Here is a 1,465-nt window from a genome sequence, read left to right as displayed (position 1 = left end):
GGGCTTGAGCTCCCTTTGGCCCCTCTCCAGCATCGAGATGTACTTCTCGCTGGTTCCCAATATGGACGCCGCCCTCACCTGGCTGACCCTCGCCGCGCGCCTGGCCGCCACGAGCCCCGAGGCGTCCTCGGGCCTCCTGACCTCGTGCGGGCGCATCAGCGCCCGGTACGCCTCCCTGGCCACGTAGCGCTTGAGGCACCTCATGACCTCCCTGTCGCTCTTCCCCCGCGCCCTGGCCCTCTCGGCGTACTCGGCGGTCTCGGGGTCGCGCATGACCCTCTGCCTCGCGATCTCGTGCAGAGCGCTGTTCGCCTGCCGGTCGCCGCCCCTGTTGAGCCTGTGCCTCACGGTCTTGCCGCTCGAGGCGGGGATTGGGCAGGCCCCGCATATCGCCGCGAACGACGCCTCGGAGCGCAGCCTGCCCGGGTTGTCCCCGGCCGCGACCGCGAGCTTGGCCGCGCTCACGGGCCCGCACCCGTACATCGCCAGCAGCGCGGGGCAGTTCTCCTCCAGGGACGCCTCGATCGCGCGCTCCATGTCGAGCGCCGCGTCGCGCGCCGCCGCCCACAGGTCCGCCAGCGCGCCGAGCGCGGCGCCCAGCGCGCCCTCGGCGCGCACGGAGGGGAGCTCCTCCATCAGCCTCGGCCCCGCCATCCCGCGGAACCTCGACCTGAGCCCCTCCGGGGCGGTGGTGAGCAGCGACCTCGCGGTGTTGATCGCCGAGGTCCGCGCCTTCACCGCCCCGGAGCGCGCCGCGAGCATGCAGCGCACCCCGTCGACCCACCCGTCCTGGCTCTTGGGGGTCCCGAGCCTTGAGCCGGACATCGCCGCGCGGGCCGCCCTCTCCGCGTCCGACTCGTCGCACTTCCCCTGCCCCGGGCGCCTCCTCTGCGTCCTCGCCGGGGAGAGCGCCTCGCGCACGGGCATCCCCAGCGACGCGAGGTGCCTGGTGAGGCCCGCCCCGTAGGACGACGTCCCCTCCATCGCGACGCAGGCCGGCTCCCCGGCCGCCGCGATCGCCCCGGCGAGCGCCTCGTATCCCGCCGCGTCGGCGGGGAACCGGCGGGACAGGACCTTGCGGCCCCTCCAGTCCAGGACGCACAGCCAGTGCGAGTCGGCGTGGGTGTCGACCCCGCAGAAGACCGGCCCGCGGGCGCCGGGTGTCGATTCGGTTCTCATGTCTCGCTCCGTTCTTTCCGTGCTCGCCTGGACCGGGCAGACGGCACACTGACGGGGCGCGATAGAATGCGGTTGTTCGGGTCCGCGGTATCGCTCCATGCTCCTATTAGGTCATGCGGCGGTCTCGGCTCGCCGCGGCCCGCGCGGGACATGTCAGGAAACGAGGGCAGCCCTGTGGGCGCCAGCGGAATGTGGGGTCACCGCGCGGTCCGCATCTGATGGTGTCGACGTCAATGGTATACGGGTGCATCATCGACGTCTTCAATACAGAAGATATCAGTGCGGA

General features: G+C 72.2%; 1 protein-coding gene. It reads right to left on the bottom strand.

Annotated elements, in window-relative coordinates; translation table 11 throughout:
• The coding region (locus AB5164_RS10165) for an IS110 family RNA-guided transposase (protein ID WP_368148087.1) at nt 1-1,179 on the bottom strand (1,179 nt) is incomplete at its 3' end.
• Between the last annotated feature and the right edge of the window lie 286 nt (nt 1,180-1,465).

The sequence above is a fragment of the Collinsella aerofaciens genome, from assembly GCF_040915425.1.
GTDB classification, from domain to species: domain Bacteria; phylum Actinomycetota; class Coriobacteriia; order Coriobacteriales; family Coriobacteriaceae; genus Collinsella; species Collinsella aerofaciens_BW.
This window is presented reverse-complemented; position numbering and strand designations above follow the sequence as displayed.